Origin of the sequence: Cloacibacillus porcorum (genome assembly GCF_001701045.1) — a bacterium.
GTDB classification, from domain to species: domain Bacteria; phylum Synergistota; class Synergistia; order Synergistales; family Synergistaceae; genus Cloacibacillus; species Cloacibacillus porcorum.
This window is the reverse complement of sequence record NZ_CP016757.1, coordinates 1,556,672-1,576,258: the sequence shown is the minus strand read 5'-3', so window position 1 is coordinate 1,576,258 and position 19,587 is coordinate 1,556,672. Positions and strand designations below refer to the sequence as shown.

The window sequence follows — 19,587 nt, the reverse complement described above, 5'->3', positions numbered from 1 at the left end:
CAGGCTGAAAGCTAAATCGCTATTTATCTTTATCTGTCCATTGTTGTACGTTTAACCTAATGTCAGTGTCCGCCGAACCTCTCGCCGTTCTTTGTCAGCCATGTTCTTTTTTAAAGTAAAAGTTCGGAGAGAAAAAATCCCCTCTCCGAACTCTCTGTTTACTATGGCTGAATTCTGCGGCGTGTAATTTTAAGCCAGCTTTTCCGCGATCTGCACCGCGTTGAGCGCCGCGCCCTTTCTCAGGTTGTCGCCGACGACCCACATCGCGAGCGCGTTGTCGAGGCCGGTGTCGCGTCTGATGCGGCCGACGCAGACGTCGTCTTTGCCCGCCGTATCGACTGGCAGCGGGTATTCAGCGTTTTTCGGATCGTCGCGCACAACGACGCCGGGGGCTCTGCTCAGTATCTCGCGCGCCTCCGCGGGGCTGAGAGGACGCTCAAACTGCGCCGTTACGCTTTCGCCGTGGCAGCGGAAGATGGGAACGCGCACAGTGATGCCGCTGACACGCAGATCGGGTATGTGCATGATCTTACGCGATTCGTTGACCATCTTCCACTCCTCCTCGGAGATGCCTTCGTCGTCGAACGCCCCGATATGCGGCAGGAGGTTGAAGGCGATGCTGTGCGGATAGACGTCGTCCTTATATTCCTCGCCTTTGATCGCCGCCTTCGCGCCGTCGCGTAGCGACTCGATCGCCGCTTTGCCGGTACCGGCGACCGACTGATAGGTGCTGATGTTGATGTATTTAAGCCCCGCCGCCTGGTGGAGCGGATAGAGGACGACGACCGCCTGTATCGTCGAACAGTTAGGGTTAGCGATGATCCCCTTGTTCTTCGCCATTGAGACGTCGGCGGCGTTTATCTCGGGAACGATGAGCGGCACTTCGGGGTCCATGCGCCAGGCGGAGCTGTTGTCGATGACGACCGCGCCGCTTGCCGCGGCGACGGGGGCCCACTGCTTGGAGGTCTTGCCTCCCGCCGAAAAGAGCGCGATGTCTACGCCCTTGAACGAATCTTCACCGACCGCCTGCACCGTTATCTCTTCACCGTTGAAGACGACCTTTTTGCCCGCGGAGCGAGGCGAGGCGAGCGGGATAAGCTCGGAGACGGGGAAATTACGCTGTTCCAGCGTGTAGAGCATTTCGCGCCCGACGAGCCCCGTCGCTCCGAGCACCGCCACTCTCCTGCCGCTCATTAGAAGGCCACCTCGTCGATGAAATGGTCGTGCAGTTCGCGTACCGCGTCGTCGGCGCGTGAACTGCCGACGACGCAGGTGATAGCCAGCGCCGTGGAGGCGATCATCTCAATATTTATTCCCGCCTCGGCGAGGATGTTAAACATCTTCGAGGGAATCTCGGGGTGGTTCGCGATGCCCGCGCCGACGATGGAGACACGCGCGATCTCCGTATCAAAGGAGACGCCCTGCGCGTCTATCTCGCGGCAGAGTTCGCGGCAGACCTGGCTCGCGACCTCGAGACTCGTCTTTTTGACGAGGAAGCCGATATCGTTGACGCCGCCGCGCATATAGTTCTGGATGATCATCTCCGCGCCGACGCCCCTCTCCGCGAGGTTCGCGAAGAGACGCGCCGCGATGCCGGGAATATCGGGCACCCCGAGAAGCACCACCTTCGCCACCTTCATATCCTGTATGACTGCCTTTATAATAAGTCCCTCTGTTACCGGATTGCTCATTACCCATGTACCCTCCTCTTCCACAAAGCTTGAACCGACATAAAGCGGTATTTCATAGCGCGCCGCCATCTCGACGCTGCGTGCCTGGAGCACCTTCGCGCCCTGCACCGCCATCTCCATGCACTCGTCAAAGCCCAGCTGCGACAGCTTCTTGGGATTCTTCACGATGCGGGGATCGCCAGTCATGATCCCGGTGACGTCCTTGAGCAGCTGGCAGGAGTCCGCGCCGAGCGAAGCCGCGAGCGCGACCGCCGAAAGGTCGGAGCCTCCGCGCCCGAGCGTGATGACGTCGCCGTTGTCGGTGATCGCCTGAAAGCCGGTGATGACGGCGACGGAGCCCTCGTTTAGCGTCTTTTCGACGGCGTCGGGCTCTATACGGTAGATACGCCCCTCCATCGGGAAGCCCTTAGCCCTGATGCCGGCCTGGAGGGCGGTAAACGACTGCGCGGGGATTCCGTACTGTTTCAGCGCGAGCGCCAGCAGCGCCACGCTCTGCTGTTCGCCGGTGGCGAGCAGCTGGTCCATCTCGCGGCCGTCTTTTTCCGTCGCGACGTCGCTCGCGAGCGCCAGCAGCTCATCAGTCATGTTTCCCATCGCCGAGACGACGACGGCGACGCGGAAACCCTTATCGCGGATCTTTTTTACGATCTGCGCGACATGCCTCATCCTATCGGAATCGGCGACCGACGAACCGCCGAATTTAAGCACTGTGAGCGGTAATTTTTCCCATTCCATTATCTGCACCCCCCGGCTTTGTCCGCGGTACCCGGTTCACATGAGCAAACGTCGGTATTTCCTTTAGGGGACAAACCTGCGGCGGCTGCCAGAGCCTCCGCAAGCTCCATGCTGACGTCGACGCGCGCGCCCTGGGCACTTCCGTCAAGGACGAAGAACTGCGAGCGCACGCCGTACTCGGTGAAGGTGCGGCACATCGCCTCCGCGACGCGCTGGGTCGTTCCCTTGACGAGCGCGATGACGCTGGGGCCGGAGCCGCTGATCGCAACGCTGAGGCATTCGGGCAGCGCCTCGACGCGCGAGAAGATAACCTCGCCGCCCGAGAAAAGTTTGCTGCGGTAGGGCTGATGGAGCTTGTCGTCCATCCCCCATTTAAGATAGTCCCACTTGCCGGTGGCCCAGGCCGCCGTGAGCAGCGCCGCACGCCCGACGTTGAAGACGGCATCTCCGAAGGGGACCTCTTTGGGCAGCGCCTTGCGCGCGTCCGAGGTTTTGACGCGTTCGTCGGGAACTGCGACGACGCATAACACCTCCGGCGGCAGCGCCGGCAGGTTGACGTAGCGCAGATCCTGTCCGTCCCAGCAGCTCACGACCATGCCGCCGAGATAGCAGGGGGCGACGTTGTCGGGATGGCCCTCGACGACGGTCATCGCGCGCAGCAGCTCGTCCTCGTCGGCCTCGTAGCCGGTGAGGTATTTGGCGATGAGCACGCCCGCGACGACAGCGCCCGCCGAACTTCCTAAGCCGCGGCAGAGCGGGATGATGTTGTGGCACCAGAGAGAGAAGCCCGGCCCCTTCACCTTCCAGCGTTCGCATGTATCCTCATAGGCTTTGACGACGAGGTTCGCCTTCGGCGAAGACAGCTCGCGGCTGCCCTCGCCATGCGCCTCGACCTCGTATTCACCCGCGGGGCGCAGCTCTATGACCTTGAATATATTGTAGAGGGAGACCGCCATCCCGATCGCGTCGAAGCCGGAACCGAGGTTCGCGCTGGTGGCGGGCACCCGTAGTGTTATGAGATGGTTCACCTCTTCATCACCTCCAGAAGTTCTTCAAGGCTGTCGCCTATCTCTATCGGACGTCCAACCTGCGACATCGCGGTGTCTGGATCTTTGAGGCCGTTGCCGGTGAGAATCATCACCACGGTAATGCCCTGCGGCAGCCGCCCCTCTTTCTTAAGCTTCACAAGTCCCGCAAGCGGGGCGCAGGAGGCCGGTTCGGCGAAGACGCCGCCCCTTGAAGAGAGCAGCAGCTGGGCTGCAAGTATCTCTTCATCGGTGACGGAGTTGAATTCGCCCGCCGACTGCGCGACAGCCTCCTTCGCGAGGTTGGCGCTGACGGGGTTGCCGATACGGATCGCCGTCGCCACCGTCTCGGGATTCGGGCAGGGTTCGCCCGTCACGAGCGGCGCCGCCCCCGCCGCCTGGAAGCCCATCATGCGCGGCAGTTTATCTATCTTTCCCAATTCCTGATACTGTCGGTAACCGGCCCAGTAGGCGCTGATATTTCCCGCGTTGCCGACGGGGATCGCGTGCCAGTCGGGGGCCCTGCCGAGCGATTCGCAGATCTCCCAGGCTCCGCTTCGCTGGCCCCAGAGACGATAGGGGTTCACAGAGTTGACGATCGCGTAGCCCTCCTTTTCGGCGGCCTCGCGCGCCATCTCCAGCGCGCGGTCAAAGTTGCCGTTGACGGCGATAACCGTGGCCCCGTACATTAGGGCCTGCGCGAGCTTTCCGAGCGCGACCTTTCCCGCCGGAAGCAGGACGAAGCATGGCACATTCGCGGCGGCGGCATAGGCCGCGGCGGAGGCGGAGGTGTTTCCCGTGGAGGCGCATACAAGGGCCTTCGCGCCGCCCTCAAGGGCCTTCGCAACGGCCATGACCATACCTCGGTCTTTGAATGAACCGGAGGGGTTACAGCCCTCAAGTTTTGCCCAAAGCTCTATACCAAGCAGTTTGCTGATATTGTCAAGACGAACAAGCGGCGTCGAACCTTCGCCCAGCGTCAGCTTCGGCGTCTTTTCAGTCACCGGCAGCAGCTCCGAATATCTTTCAATTACTCCCATGATGTTTCCTCCTTTTATGCACTTCGCGCAAGTATAAAAATTGCCGCCTCCGTACCGGCAGTACAGGAGGCGGCATAATAAACGGCGTCGCGGTTCCACTCCATTCGGCCGCGCAAGGACGGCCCTCGTCTGCGCTGTACAGGGCGCACCCTGACGCCTTATCGGCACTGGCACCGCTTCGGCATCCGCTCAGGGGTGGTCTTCGAATCCATACCGGCAAAGATCTTTCAGCAATTCGATCTTCTCTCTGTGGAGGTGATGAACTTTACTATCCCCGTCATCGCATCGTGATTATTAAGTTCGTTGGTGGAATTTATACTACTCATTAAGCAAATTGTCAAGCATATTTTTATGTTTGATATTTTTCCCGCTTTCTGTTAGAATTCACAAGAATTTAGAGACACTTCTTATTTAGGTGGGATATCAATGGCTAAAGCGGCAGACGATAAAGTGGTAATGACTCGGGACGGCTATGAAAAGCTGAAAGCGGAACTCGTTTCCCTCCGCGGTGACGGACGTGCGGAGATAGCCGCAAAGCTCGAAGAGGCGCGCGCCTTCGGCGACCTCAGCGAAAACGCGGAATACCACGCGGCAAAAGAAGAGCAGGAAAAACTTGAGAACCGCGTACTCCAGCTGGAGTATCAGCTCAGTAAGGCGCAGATAGTAGAGACCGAGGATATCGACACCAGCGTCGTCAGCCTTGGCACTACGGTGACGCTTGCGGACCTCGACCTCAAAAAGACCTTCGTATATACGCTCGTAGGCACGGAAGAGGCCGATATCAAGGATAACCGCATCTCAGCGGCGAGCCCGGTCGGCAAGGCCGTGATGGGCAAACGCGCCGACGACGAGGTTATGGTGAGGACCCCCCGCGGCATCCGCCATCTCAAGGTCGTCAAGATCCAGCTGAAGTAGAACCGCGGAAGAGAAAGATCAAGAGCCTGCGCAAAATCATCGCGCAGGCTCTTTTCTTGTTTCAAGAATATTTTTTATTTGTCCCTATCCGCGGTCGATGGCAAACGAAAATCTGGCCACTTCGTCGAGAAACTCGCCGAAGGACAGGCCATAGGCTTTAGCCGACTTCGGCACGAGGCTTGTGGCGGTCATTCCGGGCGCGGTATTGACCTCAAGAACATAGAGGCCACCCTCCGGTGTGACGCGGAAATCAACGCGGCTGTACGAACGGCAGCCGAGCGACCGGTGCGCCATAACGGCGAGTGCCGCCAGCCTGTCGTTGGTCTCTGCCGGGAGGTCGGAGGGACATATATACTCCGTGCATCCGGAGGTATATTTATTTTTGTAGTCATAGAAGCCGCTCTTTGGCTTGATATGTATCGCCGGCAGCGCGAATATGCCGCCGTCGATGCTCTCCATCACCGGCACAGTAGCCTCTTCACCCTCGATGAACTCTTCTACGAGCGCCTTCGGCTCCGACTGCCAGGCAAGCTCCAGCGCCGCGCCGTATCCGGCGATATCGGAGAGGATGGTGACGCCGACGGTACTTCCGCCGCCGTTAGGCTTCACGATGATCTTCCCGTATTTACGAAGGTATTCCTCCGCCCGTCCGCGCCCCTCTTCACCGCGCGTGGCAATGAAGCCGCTGGGCACCGGCAGGCCGGCGTTGGCGAAGATGAGCTTCGCGGCCGTCTTATCCATCGAAAGCATGCATGCCTCCGGACCGGAGCCGGTATATGGAATGCCGAAAGCCTCCAGGACCGCCTGTATCCTGCCGTCCTCGCCCCAGCCTCCGTGGAGGGCTATAAAGACGCCTTCGGCATGATATTCCGGCCAGCTTTTGATAAATTCGCTTATAGAGGCGATATCGCAGAGTTCGGCCTCGTAACCGAAATCCGCAAGCGCTTTGGCAACGGCGGCCCCAGAATTCAGCGAAACCTCGCGCTCCGGGCTCACGCCGCCGCACAATACGACTGCTTTCATGATCGTTGCTGCTTCCTCTCCCTGTAAATTTTAAAAATCTTCCTTTACGCTCTCGTTGCTGTCCGAACCAAACTCAAGCTTATACTCCGGATAGGCGTTGATGAAGAAGGTCAGGCCAAACTGCGTCTCATTATCCGATTTATTATCGCGGTACCATATCTGCCACGTCATACAGTGCTTATCGTAGGTGAGGGCGTAGCGAACGGATGATATCTTCTCCTCCAGCAGATCGTAGTTGCCGCTGACGGCGAAATTCCACTTCTCCCACGAAGCGCCAAGCGGCAGAGGGAAAGAGATGCTCTGGGTAAAGTATTCGCTGTTTGAATAGGAATCCCACGCCATCGGACTTCCTCCGTCCGCCCAGCGGCGGTAGTAGGAGCTCGCGAGGCTGAAGTCGCCGATCTTATAGCTGAAACCGAACCAGGCGTTGGTGACGTCCTGCGTCCTATCCTTATCATAATAGTCATAGCGCGTATATCTCGCGCCGTAGAAGGGCTTGAATATCCACAGGGACCACTTCGGCTGCCCCTGGTATTCAGCTCCGTAGGCAAAACGCTCCGTCCACTCGCCGTCTTTGGATACGTTGTCGCTGTACTTTCCCCAAACACCAAAGAGCCGGAACTGCCCGCCGGAGACCCCGTCTTTGAACCATGGCGTATGCAGGGAAAATTCAGGTTTGCGCCAGACGTCGTAGTCGACGGAAACGTCCGTCATTATTTCGTTGCCGATAAGGTCGCGCTCGGCCCACCATAGCTTTGCGAGCCAGCCGTCTTTCTCATATTGCAGTCCCCAAGCCGGACGCCAGAGGGTATCGTCAGTATCTTCATTGTAAAGATGTTTCACGGAGGCAAAGAGGGAGAGAGAGTCCATTATCTCATAGTTGTAATTAAACCGTGCCTCCCAAATACCCTTGCTCCAGTAGAGGCCGGCGACGTCAAGCTCTCCCATATCCCCCATATCGATGGGGCCTTTTATACCAAAGCCCATGCCCTTATTGGAGTTGTAACGGATTATCGGCATCAGGGCGTCGCGGTTTCTCTTGCTGTTGGCTATATAGTCGAAAGGATAGGCCATGATAAGCGTCTTGCCGATATAAAATTTTGGCTTTTTGATGACCGTACGCTTTCCAGGATATACGACCACCTTTTTCGAGACGAGACGGTAGTGCGGATTTGTGAAATCGCAGGTGGTCGAGGTCACGCCGAGCCATTCGGCGACATCCTCGGATTCGCTCTGTTTCCTCTTTTTTCTAGGCGCTCGTACGATGCCAAGCTTAACGGCGTCCTCTATCGGCATGAGCCGCACGGTGCCGCCCTGCATGTACATCGCCTCGGACTTACCCGATACCTGCGTAAGTATGCCGCGGCGCGTCTCCATATTGTATTTGAGATGCTTGCCGGTAAACCTATCGCCTCCGGACATGATAACGACGTTCTCACGGTGGTCGGAATAGGCGTCCACTATATTTGTATCGGCGTCGTATTCGGCGTAGGGGGCAAAGAGGCGCACCTCTTTGTTTCTTACCTTAACGTTGCCCTCCGCCGTCGCGAGGCCGGTCTTTTCACTGTAGCTGATCTCATCCGCGTCAAGAAATACCTCGTTGGGCGGCTGTTTCGGCGTATCGTCCGCACCCTCGGATGGTATGTACATCGGGGCCGGTTCGCCCTTATCATCGGCAAAGGAGGGCGCAGCCTGCGTAAAAAATATTGCCGCGCAGAAAAGGGCGACAAATAATCCCCTTCCGCCCCTCATCAGCGATCGCTCCATGTTATAGTCCCTCCGTCAGTAAGCCGGCACTCGCCGCTTTTTGTATCATAGTATCCCTTTTTGCCGTTTATCACCATGCGTCCGTCGGTAAGCCTCACTCCGTCGTCGAAATGCCACCTCTCGGCCGACGCCTCGTATTTAACATTGCCCGACTTGAGGTTATATTCCTTGGCAGCCTCTTTCATTACGCCGTCGGCGCTTGTAAGCGACAGATCGTTGTTTTCGCGGGTGAAGGTCCCATTGTCGGCGTAAATATGCGTCACCTTGCCGGCGGGGTCCGTAATCGTCACGTCCATGGAGCTTCCGTAGACGATACCGTCTTTGTGTTCAACGCGCGGCGAGATCAGCTTCCATTTTTTACCGCTGATCATCCGCTCAATTTCTATATTCTCCACCACCAGATCTGGGATCGGCATCTTGTTTATGGCGCTGAGGTGGAGGTCACGCCAAAGATAAAATGCCCCGACGGCGATCACGAGGATCACCGTCAGGACGGTAAATTTCTTGCGGGATATCTTTCCTTTCAGCACAATCTAGCCCTTCTCTAGTTAAGAGGCGCGGACTGAGTCCCCTGTGGTGCGGAATCCTCCGTCTGCGTGATCGGCGTTATCTGCTGCGGTATCTTATATCCGGAAACCGTAACGTTATCTACGGTCTGAACATAGAAGAGGGTACCCTCTTTCAGCTGCTTGTCGTTGCCGCGGATGAGGAATCCTCCGGCAAGGCCGACCGGTCCCAGCAGCAGCGCGCCGCCGAAGCTCGCGCCCGCGGCGCCGATGATGCCGCTGTCCACATCCATCGCCTTTTTAGCGGCTTCGCCGAGATTGACCGGAACCACGGAGGGGCCGAGCACCTCTATGCTGTCTATGCGCATCTCTATCTCCGAGGAGCGGCCGAAGCTGCGCGGCGGCTTGACCTTTGTAATATGACCGAATACGCGGCTGCCCTTTGGCGCGACAAGTACGTCCCCAACGACGATCTGCTCGTTTAGACCGAGAATGATGATGTCGTCAACTTTGACGTTCCGTACCGTAAGTGTATCAAGCAGCGCGCCTTTGACGATGGTCTCCTTCGGCAGTTCAAACTGCACAGCGGCAATACCGTCTGGAAGCAGTCTGGTCAGAAGACGCTCCACACGTGATACGAGCGGACCGGCCTGGATCGCCCCTTCAAGCACACCCTCCATAGAATCGACGCGCTTGGAGAGCGACCAAGTGGGATGTATCTGCTGTTCTATGCCCCATTCGGCGACAGAGAGCTTAAAGAGCAGCGAGGGCTGGGTACCGGTCCCCTTCTCAAGGAAATCAATCAGCGCCGTCTGGCGTTCTGTCAGGCTTCCGGGAAGTTCTCTGCCAAAGACAGTTTTCTCTACGTCGTTGAGCCTGTTCAGGAGTCCTCCGTCGCGGGGCCGTCCGTAGACGATCGTCTCTATTCTTTCAAGCATCTGAAATGCGGGGGCGGTGTTAAGCGGTTTGACGATCGTATTCTGCGTACCGGTAGATACGGTGGCCGGAGCCTGCGTAGTTGATGCCGGGGCAGCCGCGGGAACCGCGGACGGCTCGGTGGCCGCCGCCGTATTGGCCGGCGCCGTGGTGGCGGCCGGAGCCGTCACCGGGGTCGTACCAGTCGCCGCGAATGCCGCCGCGGCGGATAGGATGATGCTCACAGCCATAGATATGGCCAGCATACTTTTTTTCTTCATTATTTTGCCTCCTTTTTTAGCTTTTTCTGCCTGTCAAGCGCCGCTGCGATAAAATCCTTAAAGAGCGGATGCGGCTTGACGGGACGAGAAAGGAACTCGGGATGGAACTGAACTCCGATCATCCACGGATGATTGACGTTCTCCATAATCTCTACCTGTCCGCCGGTTGGGCAGATTCCCGCCACCTTCATTCCGGCGTCGTCAAACTCTTTGATATATTTATTGTTGAATTCAAAGCGGTGGCGGTGACGCTCCTCTATTTCGTTGGTGCCGTATATCCTCTCGGCTTTGGAGCCGGCGCTGATATTGCAGGGATAGGCTCCGAGTCTTGAGGTTCCGCCGATATCCTTGACATTTTTCTGCTCTTCCATCAGGTAGATGACGGGGTCTGGCGTATTCTCGTCCATCTCCAGGCTGTTAGCCGATTTGAGCCCCAGCACGTTGCGCGCGAATTCGATGACTGCGACCTGCATGCCAAGGCAGAGGCCAAAGTAGGGAATGCCTTTTTCGCGGGCGTACTTTGCCGCGGCGATCATGCCCTCGACTCCGCGCTGGCCAAAGCCTCCGGGGACCAGTATCGCGTCGGCGCCGCCCAATATCTCTTCGACATTGCCGTTTTCAAGGTCGCCCGACTCGACGGGAAACATCTTTACCTTAACGCCGTTGGCGATACCGGCATGTGAGACCGCCTCATTAACGCTGAGATAGGCGTCCTTTGTCTCCGTATACTTTCCAACCAGCGCGACTACAAGCTCACCCTTAAGGGTATCGTGCTTATGGAGAAATTCTTTCCAGTCCTTCATATCTGGGGCCTTCTGCGTCGGCATGCCAAGCTTTTTCAGCACAAGGCTGTCAAACTTCTGTGAATGAAGCACGATAGGAATTCTGTAGATCGAATCGGAATCTATCGCTTCAAAGACCGCGTCGGCAGGGACGCTGCAAAAGAGGCCGATCTTCTCCCTGAGATCCGGCCCCACTGGATACTGCGAACGGCAGACGATGACGTCGGGCTGTATGCCGATACGGCGCAGCTCGTTAACGCTGTGCTGAGTAGGTTTGGTCTTGAGCTCTCCCGAGGCCGCTATATATGGAACGAGCGTAACGTGGCAGTAAAGAATATTCTCCCGGCCGACACGCCCCGCAAACTGACGTATCGCCTCAAGATATGGAAGTCCCTCAATATCGCCTACCGTGCCGCCGATCTCGGCAATGACGACATCATTACCGGCGCCGACATGCTCGATCCGGTCCTGTATTTCATTCGTGATATGCGGTATGACCTGCACTGTTGCGCCGTTATAGCCTCCCGCGCGTTCGCGCTGTATTACGGAGGAATAAACCTTGCCGGTGGTACAGCTGTTCTCTCCCAGGATCGCCTCGTCTATGAAACGCTCATAATGCCCGAGGTCAAGATCCGTCTCCGCGCCGTCACAGGTCACAAAGACCTCTCCATGCTGGAATGGGCTCATCGCCCCCGCATCGACGTTGATATAGGGATCCATCTTTATGATGCTCACCCTGTAACCGCGGCGCTTCAGCAATACACCGAGCGACGCGGCGGTGATCCCTTTTCCAAGAGAAGAAACTACCCCGCCGGTGACAAAAATATACTTAGTCATAGAATTCAAAACGCCCCTTTACGCATATCTGAAATTTATCAATATCTGTCCAGTCTATCTGAGATGTCTAAGCGGATTCTGCGGCGTGCCGTTGACCCGTACCTCAAAGTGCACATGGTTTCCCGTAGAACGTCCGGTGCTGCCCACGAGGGCGATCGTCTGTCCCTGGGAGACTCTCATGCCCTTTCGCGCGATAAGCTTGCTGCAGTGGCCATAAAGCGTAGTCAGCCCCTTTGAATGGGAGATGACGACCGCTTTGCCGTATCCGCCCATCCAGCCGGAGTGAACTACCACGCCGGAGGCTCCGGCCTTGATCTCCGTACCGCGGGGGGCGCGTATATCAAGCCCAGAATGGAATACCCGGCGTCTGCCGAACGGGCTCTTGCGCCATCCGAACGGACTCGATATCTGTCCAAGCACGGGCCAGCGGAATCCTCTTACGCTGCCGCTCGAAATTTTCACAGTGGCGGTGCGTACACGTCCGTTTTTATTCGTCGCGATACGCACTTCGGTAACGGCTACCAGCTTTCCTCCGGGCAGGAATATCTCGCTGCCGGCGATCAGCGATTCGCTCTTCATCGCGTTGGCGAGCAGGACCGACTCCTTCGTCGAGCCGTACTTATCGGCAAGCTTGGCGAGTGTATCTCTCTTCGCCACCTTGACGAAGATACCGTCCTGATTCGGTATGCGCAGAGTCATTCCCAGCTTAAGGCGATTTATGTTTCCGCCGAGAACCTTCTGGTTCGACCCCACGAGCGTATCAACGTCGAGGTTGAATTTATCCGATATTCCCCAGAGCGTATCTCCCTCTTTGACAATATACTCTGAGGTCTCAAGCAGCTTTCCCTTCTTCGCGATAGCCAGCTCCTCTTTCTGAAGCTTCCTGACGAAGAGCAGCGTCGCGGTCACGTCGTTATGGCTGTCCGGTACATAGAGCACCTCGGCGGGATTCGGCTTTTCATTTTTCCGCAGACCGTTAGCCTGACGCAGGTCCTCTTCACTGATACCGAACTCATCGGCGATAGACTTCAATGTATCGCCGGGTTCAAGTACGACCTCGGTCCAGTGGATGTCCTCGTCGAGAACGCTCTGGTCGGAGCTGGAGATGCGTCCGTCGTTCTTAGAGAGTATGCCGTAAAGCTTAAGCTCCTCATCGGTAAGAGTCGGGATGCTTGGAAGCGGCCCGATTGCCAGCGGCACCACCTCGGTCTCTTCCTCGGCGGCATCCGCCGGAGCGACCCCAGTATTGTTGAGGAAGTCCGATACGTCCACAGTAAAGAAGCCCCGGTTGTCTTCGGGGCGTTCAGTCACAAATTCGCTGTCAAGGCCGATCCAGTACATGCCTGTATGCTCCGCCGCTTTGGCGGCGAAGACGACGGCGCCTCCAACCGCAGCCATCAAAAAGATGATGAGGCAAAGAGTCTTCCGTCGTTTTGTTTTACGTATCTCATCTCCGGCTTTCATCGATCCACCTCTTACGATTGTCGTCGCTCGAAAAAGTCAGTTTCTAGCCAGCCTTTATTGTAGCAAGAAAATCACGATTCGTGGGCGTGTTTCTTAATTTATCAAGGATGAGATTTAGAACTTCCGCCTCGTCCATATTTGCGATCTTCCTGCGCAGGCCCCAGATGCGCTGCAGATCGCCCTCTGGCACCATCAGCTCCTCTTTGCGCGTTCCTGAACGCGTGATATCAAGGGCAGGGAAGATGCGCTGCTCGGATATCTTCCGCGAGAGATGGACCTCCATATTGCCCGTTCCCTTGAATTCTTCATAAATCACATCGTCCATACGGCTGCCGGTCTCAACCAGCGAGGTGCCGATGATCGTCAGGCTGCCGCCGTTTTCTATGTTGCGCGCGGCGCCGAAGAATTTCTTCGGGAAATAGAGCGCCGCGGGGTCCATGCCTCCGGAGAGCGTACGTCCCGACGGAGGGACGATGAGGTTTGAGGCGCGGGCGAGTCTTGTGATCGAATCAAGCAGCAGCACGACGTCCTTCGAGACCTCCACGAGGCGCTTAGCCTTTTCAAGTGCCAGTCCGGCGACGCGGAGATGCTCCTCCGCGGGGCGGTCGAATGTGGAGGCGATGATCTCGCCGTCCACGGAACGCGCCATATCGGTGACCTCTTCGGGGCGTTCGTCGATGAGCAGCACCATAAGTATCACTTCGGGATGGTTTGTCGTTATCGAATGCGCGAGATTTTTAAGAAGGGTCGTCTTTCCGGCCTTCGGCGGGGAAACGATCAGAGCGCGCTGTCCTTTGCCAATCGGCGCGAAGATATCGACGATACGCGTCGCTATCTGTTTGCGGTCCGTCTCCAGCTCAAGCTTCTCGGTCGGGAATATCGGCGTCAGCGCCTCGAAATGCGGACGGCGGCGCGCCGCCTCTGGGTCGGTGAAGTTGACGTTCTCCACGCGGAGCAGCGCCTCATAATGTTCCTGGTCCTTTGGCGGGCGGATGATGCCCCAGACCACATCGCCGTTGCGCAGGCCGAAACGTCTTATCTGCGAGGCCGATACATAGATATCGTTGCTGCTCGGGAGAAGTCCGGAGGGGCGCAGGAAGCCGTATCCCTCGCTCATGCACTCAAGGGTGCCGCCGTTGAAGCGGTAGCCGAGGGCTTCAGCCTGCGTCTTCAGGATATCGTTGATCAGATCGTCCTTGCGGCGTGTCGTTATCGAGGTCACGCCGATCTCTTTCGCAATCTTGCGCAGCTCTGCGAGAGTCTGTCCCGCGAGTTGGTTGAATCCAAGTTTGGGATGCTGGTGGCGTATCTGTCCTCTGTCGTTCTTCTGTGAGTCTACTACGGGAAGATTTCTGTTTTCCACGGTGCCTTCGTCACATGCTTCGGCCCCGTCCTCTGTTTCCGAGGCGGCCTCTATCTCTTTTTCAATCTCGATATCTTCATTTTTTTCTTCCGGAGCTTCATCGGCACAGGACTCGCTCTCAGTAGCCTGCGCAAGCTGAGCGGCGTCGGGGGTTATATCGTCATCCGCTCCGGCAGGCTCCGCTGCTTCGTCTGACGGCGCTTCCGCCTGCGGCGGCTCCGCCGCCTCGGCCGTCTCGTTGACGGAGGCCTCCGGCTCTTTTTTCGGAGAGCGTCGGGTTCTCTTGACCGTCTTTTTATCTTCCTGCTCGGCGGCCTCTTTCTCCTCTTCAGGGAAGAGCGTACCCGTAGCCTCGGCGACGGTCCTCTTTCTGCCGCGGCGGCTCTTTTTCTCCTCAGCCGCAGGTTGTTCTTCCTGGACTTCCGCAGCTTCAGTCACGGTATTCTCTTCGTCCTTTTTCCTGACGTAAGTCCTCTTTTTACGAACTGGCGTCTCTTCCGGCGCTTCGGCGGCTGACCCTTTTATCTCTGCGGCGCTTTCAGCATTTTCAGCGGGTTCGCCCCTCTTTGAGGCGGCGCGCCGTCTTACGGCAGCCTTCGGTTCATCTGTAGGTTCTGTCTTTTTCCTTGGCAATTCATTAGCCTCCGTTTAATATGAAGAATAAATATTAATTCTTTCGTATGATTTCAAAATCCAGTTCGCTCAGCCGTTTTGTCGGTGATGATATCGTTACGCGGTACTTCCCGACGGGCAGAGGAGTCCCCTCTTCCCGCAGCAGATAGAACGCTCTGACTCCGTCCTTAGTCATCAATTTCAGAGGTTCGGACAAGACTAAGTCTTTTCCGTAATACCATGAAACTTCCAGATGATTTCCTTCCGACGCGGAGGAATATTGAAACCACAGGCAGACCTGACGTGTTCCGTATTGAATGGTGTTCATCACTTTATGGGGAAGCCTGTTGCGGTCAAGCTCCACACAGACAACGGCTTTATCTATGCGGAAGGTACTTCCCAAGAGACCTGACTTGAGACTTACTACAATTAACGCTACCAGTATTATAACCGCCACACCGAGCAGTATCAGCGGCCTTTTACCGGAACTATCTTGGTAATTTTGATCCATCTGTTCCACCAGTCTCTAATTTGTTATTTTATCATGAGTTTGTAGGAAAATATATATTTTCTCCCGTAAAACACAAAAAATCTCGACAAAAATAGCATACCCTATGAAAATCCGCAGCCTCAAGCGAAACGATAAAGCTCCCAGAGCTCATTGAGCGAAGATATGATCTTGTCCTGCGTCGCTATATCGAACCCGTCGACGGTGAGTTCGGGAAGGCGGCTGATACCGTCCACCGCTCCCCGCTCCTTCACAGCCTTCAGCATTGCCAGCTCCTCTCCCGCCTCCGGCCCGCGCCAGTTTCCCCACATAAAAGACAGCGCCGCGGTCAGCGCGTAGGCTCCCCAGTTGCTGACGTCCACGGCGAGCGCATAATCCGTCCGCACCGTGCAGAGACAGGAGGCATAGGCAGGCAGCAGTCTTTTTAGTTCCTCATGGAAGTTTCCCATGCCGACCTCGTTGCCCCCGTCGCCGATGCCAAGCGTCGGGATGCCGCGTTCCTTCGCCTCCGCGGCCAACTCGTCAAGCGGCGGCGTCCACGCCGAGATATCTATCTTACGGAAGTTGTAATAGCCGCCGTCCTCCGCGCGCCCCAGCCGTTCGGTGAAAATCAGCCCGTCAGGAGACTCGTCCGCAAGCCGCGGCGGCGCGGTCCTCACCAGCCGCCGCGGATACCCCGCGGCGGCCGCGGCGGCGCGCATCACAGAAAGACAGAGCTCATCGGTCCATATCTCCGATTCACGCCCCTCGCGATAAAAGGCGCGCGCGAGCATTACCGCGCCGCCGGGACCGTCCGTCTCCGGAGCGTCGGCCCCGGGGATATAAAATCCCGAGACGACCGCCACCCTTTTTAGGGGAGCAAAAGCCGCAGCCGCCCTCTGCCAGTCTTCGGGGCGGCAAAGCTTGGAGACTCCGCGCCCTCCTCTGTCACGTGAAACGAGCGATATGAGCTTTTTGGCATAGGCTTCCGGTAGAACCATATCTGCGGTCACGGTATCTCCTCCATTTGATAACGGTCAAATGCGGTGCGGTGAACTGCCGCCGCGTTATTTCCGACGGCAGACGGTCGTCGTATAATACCTAAATACTCAGGGTCTCCACCAGGCGCAGCATATCCGAGTCAAGCGGGTGGTGCTGCGTCCACGCCGTTTCCAGCGGCACGGTCACTATCTCGTCCTTCGTCCGCCCCACCATCATGCCGCGCTTGCCGTCGATCAGCGCCTCCACAGCCGCCGCTCCCAGACGCGAGGCAAGAACGGTGTCAAAACAGGAGGGCGCGCCGCCGCGCTGCAGATGTCCGAGGACGACTATCCGCGGGTCATAATCGCAGTGCCCCTTCAATTTCTCCGCCAGCTCCGAGGCCGACATGACCCCCTCGGCAAGGACGATCAGCGAATGCGTTTTGCCGCGCTGCTTGGCGTAATGGATCTTATTCGCGATCGCCTCCAGGTCCACCGGCAGCTCGGGAATCAGCACGAACTCCGCGCCACAGGCCACCCCAGTCTCCAGCGCGAGAAAACCGGCGTGCCGTCCCATCACCTCTACGATAAACATCCGATCGTGGCTCGATGCGGTGTCACGCAGCTTGCTGATACATTCCAGCGCGGTATTGCAGGCCGTATCAAATCCGATAGTGCAGTCGGTGCCGGCCATATCGTTGTCTATCGTGCCGGGGACTCCCACCACATGAATACCGCGGTCATGGAGCTCCTTCGCTCCGCGGAAAGAGCCGTCGCCGCCGATCACCACCAGCGCGTCTATGTCGTTCTCCCGCAGCTTGGAGACGCCGGCGTTGATACCCTCCGGCCTCATAAAGGCCGGACAGCGCGCGGTGCGAAGCATCGTCCCGCCGTGCAGCAATATCCCGCCGACAGAACTGCGCGTCAGAGGGACAAAGTCCCCTTCGAGCAGTCCTTCATACCCGCGGCGTATACCTACCACCTGCAGTCCATGATATAAAGCCGTGCGCGTGACGGCGCGTATTGAGGCGTTCATCCCCGGCGCGTCGCCGCCGCTTGTCAAAACCCCGATTCTGCGAAGCATCTTTCGTCCCCCTTGTCCTGCTCTCTCAGCCTTTTCTTCATCCTCTATTATGCACGCCCTATTATAACAAACTTTGCTCATAACCAATATTCCCCATCTTCCGGCCACGCTCCGGGATGTTCCGGGGCGGAGACCCGCCGCGTCCAGACGAGGACCGCCCTCACCTCGGCTCCCGCCCTTTGCAGCGCGAACTTCGCCGCGCGCACGGTGCCGCCGGTCGTATAAACATCGTCCACAAGGACGACGCCTCTCCCCGCAAGCTCCGGCGAGGCTTCGAAAGAACCGAAGCTCAGCGCCCGGCGCTCCCTGCCCCTCTTCTCCGTCTGCGCCCCGCTGCCGGCGCGCCATTTAAGCAGCCCCGCGGCGACCGGCGTCCCCCACTGCGAGGATATTCCGCGCGCGATCAGCTCCGTCTGATTGAAGGCGCGGCGGCTGTCCGCGTGGAGCGGCAGCGGTACCAGCATCTCCGCCTCCTGCAGCGGAAACAGCCTCCCCATCTCCCGTCCGATCGCCTCCCCGAGCGGCCGCATATTCTTATACTTCAAGGCCAGAATAAAACTGCGCGCGTCGCCGTCATGGATGGCGGCAGCGTAACAGGGCACGCTGTCATAACAGCATTCGACCCCGTAAGCGCCGCCGCAGTCGGCGCAGAAGGGCGGCAGCGCCTCACTCGCCGCGCCGCTCAGACAGCCGGGACAATAGGGCGCGGCAAGCCGTCCGCAGGCCGGACAGTGCTGGGGAAATATTATGTGCGAGAGGTAGGAAAAGATAGGCCGCATAAAGGCTGAAAATTAAAAAGGGGCGGCATAGCGCCGCCCGAACATTCTCTTAAAATATTTACGCGAAGCGCTCCGCCGCCCGTTTGAGCGTCTCGGCCTTGTCCGTGCGCTCCCAGGCGGGCATCGGGTCAAGGTCGATACGGCCCATATGGCCGTAGGCGGCCAGACGCCGGTACTGCGGTTTACGCAGGTCTAGGTCGCGGATGATCGCCGCGGGACGGAAATCGAAGTTCTCGCGCAGCAGCTGCGTGATCTCCTCGTCCTTTATCTTCCCCGTGCCAAAGGTCTCGACCATGATCGAAACGGGCTTCGCGACGCCGATCGCGTAGGCCACCTGTATCTGGCAGGCGTCGGCGAGTCCCGCCGCGACGACGTTCTTCGCCGCGTAGCGCGCCATATACGCCCCTGAGCGGTCCACCTTCGTCGGGTCCTTGCCGGAGAAAGCTCCGCCGCCGTGAGGCACCGCGCCGCCGTAGGTATCGACGATTATCTTGCGCCCCGTCAGGCCGCTGTCGGCCTGCGGGCCGCCCATCACAAAGCGCCCCGTCGGGTTGACGAGAATGCGCGGCTTTGTGGTGATGAGCTGGGATGGAATGACGGGCTTAATGACATGCTCTATGATATCCGCCTCGATCTGCTTCTGGTCGATCGCTGGGTGATGCTGGGTGCTGATGACCACGGTATCGACACGCAGCGGCTTGCCGTTGACATATTCCACCGTCACCTGGCTCTTGCCGTCCGGACGCAGATAGGGCAGCGTCTTATTCTTGCGCACCTCTGAGAGGCGGCGCGTCAGCTTCTGCGCGAGCGAGATGGGCAGCGGCATCAGTTCTTCAGTTTCGTTGCAGGCGTAGCCTACCATCAGCCCCTGGTCGCCGGCGCCGATGGCGTCTATTTCGTCCTCTGAAAGCTCCTTCGCCTCTTTCGCCTTGTCGACGCCGAGCGCGATATCGGGAGATTGTTCGTCTATCGTGGTGATGACGGAGCAGGTGTCCCCGTCGAAGCCATACTTCGCGCGCGTGTAGCCGACATCCTTCACCGTCTTGCGCGCTATCTTCGGGATATCTACGTAGCAGACCGTGCTTATCTCTCCCGCGACCACTATCAGTCCGGTCGAGACCAGCGTCTCGCAGGCCACGCGCCCCATCGGGTCGGCTTCGAGAATGGCGTCAAGCACCGCGTCGGATATTTGATCTGCGAGTTTGTCTGGGTGTCCCTCCGTCACCGACTCCGACGAAATAAGAAACCTTTCTTTGCTCATGTTCAAACACCTCCATGTAATTTATGTAACTCTGCGTATT

Annotated in this window: 17 protein-coding genes; 1 reads left to right on the top strand and 16 read right to left on the bottom strand. The window is 57.8% G+C overall.

Annotated features, from left to right (window positions below):
* Nucleotides 1-189 precede the first annotated feature (189 nt).
* From BED41_RS07040 to thrC, 4 genes are read right to left on the bottom strand one after another with little or no spacing between them, the layout of a single operon-like run.
* On the bottom strand, nt 190-1,194 hold the full coding sequence (locus BED41_RS07040) for an aspartate-semialdehyde dehydrogenase (RefSeq protein WP_066744390.1): 1,005 nt from the start codon (nt 1,192-1,194) through the stop codon (nt 190-192).
* A complete protein-coding gene (locus tag BED41_RS07035) occupies nt 1,194-2,426 on the bottom strand; it encodes an aspartate kinase (RefSeq protein ID WP_066744388.1) in 1,233 nt (410 codons plus the stop codon). Before BED41_RS07035 ends, BED41_RS07040 begins: the two co-directional genes overlap by 1 nt.
* Entirely contained in the window at nt 2,426-3,454 is a 1,029-nt protein-coding gene (gene thrB, locus BED41_RS07030) for a homoserine kinase (RefSeq protein WP_066744386.1), read from the bottom strand. Before thrB ends, BED41_RS07035 begins: the two co-directional genes overlap by 1 nt.
* Nucleotides 3,451-4,491 carry a threonine synthase gene (thrC, locus tag BED41_RS07025; protein ID WP_066744384.1) on the bottom strand — a complete coding sequence of 347 codons (1,041 nt, stop codon included), beginning with the start codon at nt 4,489-4,491 and terminating at the stop codon, nt 3,451-3,453. Before thrC ends, thrB begins: the two co-directional genes overlap by 4 nt.
* Nucleotides 4,492-4,917: 426 nt before the next feature.
* Between thrC and greA the strand changes: the two genes are divergently transcribed.
* Entirely contained in the window at nt 4,918-5,406 is a 489-nt protein-coding gene (greA, locus tag BED41_RS07020; protein WP_066744380.1) for a transcription elongation factor GreA, read from the top strand.
* A gap of 84 nt (nt 5,407-5,490) precedes the next feature.
* Here the strand turns inward: greA and BED41_RS07015 are convergent, their stop codons facing one another.
* The 12 genes from BED41_RS07015 to metK form a co-directional block, all read right to left on the bottom strand.
* A complete protein-coding gene (locus tag BED41_RS07015) occupies nt 5,491-6,429 on the bottom strand; it encodes a D-alanine--D-alanine ligase (protein ID WP_066744379.1) in 939 nt (312 codons plus the stop codon).
* A 30-nt stretch (nt 6,430-6,459) separates the two neighbouring features.
* A complete protein-coding gene (locus BED41_RS07010) occupies nt 6,460-8,196 on the bottom strand; it encodes an LPS-assembly protein LptD (protein ID WP_066744378.1) in 1,737 nt (578 codons plus the stop codon).
* Nucleotides 8,181-8,726 carry an LPS export ABC transporter periplasmic protein LptC gene (lptC, locus tag BED41_RS07005; protein WP_066744377.1) on the bottom strand — a complete coding sequence of 182 codons (546 nt, stop codon included), beginning with the start codon at nt 8,724-8,726 and terminating at the stop codon, nt 8,181-8,183. The genes BED41_RS07010 and lptC overlap by 16 nt, the downstream gene beginning before the upstream one ends.
* A gap of 14 nt (nt 8,727-8,740) precedes the next feature.
* A complete protein-coding gene (locus tag BED41_RS07000; protein WP_066744375.1) occupies nt 8,741-9,898 on the bottom strand; it encodes a hypothetical protein in 1,158 nt (385 codons plus the stop codon).
* Nucleotides 9,898-11,517, bottom strand: coding sequence for a CTP synthase (pyrG, locus tag BED41_RS06995; RefSeq protein ID WP_066744373.1), 1,620 nt, complete (start codon nt 11,515-11,517; stop codon nt 9,898-9,900). The genes BED41_RS07000 and pyrG overlap by 1 nt, the downstream gene beginning before the upstream one ends.
* Before the next feature lie 54 nt (nt 11,518-11,571).
* The gene (locus BED41_RS06990) at nt 11,572-12,981 is read right to left on the bottom strand and encodes a LysM peptidoglycan-binding domain-containing M23 family metallopeptidase (protein ID WP_066744371.1); all 1,410 of its coding nucleotides are present in this window, start codon (nt 12,979-12,981) and stop codon (nt 11,572-11,574) included.
* A gap of 43 nt (nt 12,982-13,024) precedes the next feature.
* A complete protein-coding gene (rho, locus tag BED41_RS06985) occupies nt 13,025-14,290 on the bottom strand; it encodes a transcription termination factor Rho (RefSeq protein WP_157102401.1) in 1,266 nt (421 codons plus the stop codon).
* Nucleotides 14,291-15,011: 721 nt separating this feature from the next.
* On the bottom strand, nt 15,012-15,476 hold the full coding sequence (locus tag BED41_RS06980) for a hypothetical protein (RefSeq protein WP_157102289.1): 465 nt from the start codon (nt 15,474-15,476) through the stop codon (nt 15,012-15,014).
* A gap of 110 nt (nt 15,477-15,586) precedes the next feature.
* Nucleotides 15,587-16,456, bottom strand: a complete 870-nt coding sequence (locus BED41_RS06975; protein ID WP_084002310.1) for a DUF4392 domain-containing protein — start codon at nt 16,454-16,456, stop codon at nt 15,587-15,589.
* An 88-nt stretch (nt 16,457-16,544) separates the two neighbouring features.
* Nucleotides 16,545-17,507, bottom strand: a complete 963-nt coding sequence (pfkA, locus tag BED41_RS06970; RefSeq protein ID WP_066744365.1) for a 6-phosphofructokinase — start codon at nt 17,505-17,507, stop codon at nt 16,545-16,547.
* Nucleotides 17,508-17,584: 77 nt separating this feature from the next.
* On the bottom strand, nt 17,585-18,286 hold the full coding sequence (locus tag BED41_RS06965) for a ComF family protein (protein WP_066744363.1): 702 nt from the start codon (nt 18,284-18,286) through the stop codon (nt 17,585-17,587).
* 58 nt (nt 18,287-18,344) lie between these two features.
* The gene (metK, locus tag BED41_RS06960) at nt 18,345-19,547 is read right to left on the bottom strand and encodes a methionine adenosyltransferase (RefSeq protein ID WP_066744361.1); all 1,203 of its coding nucleotides are present in this window, start codon (nt 19,545-19,547) and stop codon (nt 18,345-18,347) included.
* Nucleotides 19,548-19,587 lie beyond the last annotated feature (40 nt).